This window comes from Mesorhizobium sp. M2E.F.Ca.ET.219.01.1.1, assembly GCF_004016445.2.
In the GTDB taxonomy this organism is placed as follows: domain Bacteria; phylum Pseudomonadota; class Alphaproteobacteria; order Rhizobiales; family Rhizobiaceae; genus Mesorhizobium.
Genome location: NZ_SADT02000084.1, coordinates 1 through 384, shown reverse-complemented (window position 1 = coordinate 384; position 384 = coordinate 1). Strand labels below are relative to the sequence as shown.

Annotated in this window: 1 protein-coding gene; it reads left to right on the top strand. The window is 68.2% G+C overall.

Features of this window, described 5'->3' with window-relative positions; translation table 11 throughout:
* On the top strand, positions 1 to 384 hold a 384-nt coding region (locus EN862_RS35015), incomplete at both ends, for a VCBS domain-containing protein (protein WP_210235706.1).

Genomic DNA, 384 nt, shown 5'->3' with positions numbered 1-384 from the left:
AGCTGGACCTACACCGCCGACAACACCCAGGCCGCCATCCAGCAGCTCGGCGCCGGCGACACCATCACCGACAGCTTCACCGCCGTCTCCTCCGACGGCAGCGACAGCCAGCTCGTCACCGTCACCATCCATGGCACCAACGACAGCGCGGTGATCGGCGGCGTCTCGACCGACGACGTCACCGAGGACAATGGCGCCGACGGCATCGTTGCCGGCAACCTGACAGCCGACGGACTGCTGACCATCACCGACGTTGACGCCGGCGAGGCCAATTTCACCACCCAGGCCGCCACCGCCGGCAGCAACGGCTATGGCACCTTCACCCTCGCCGCCGACGGCAGCTGGACCTACACCGCCGACAACACCCAGGCCGCCATCCAGCAG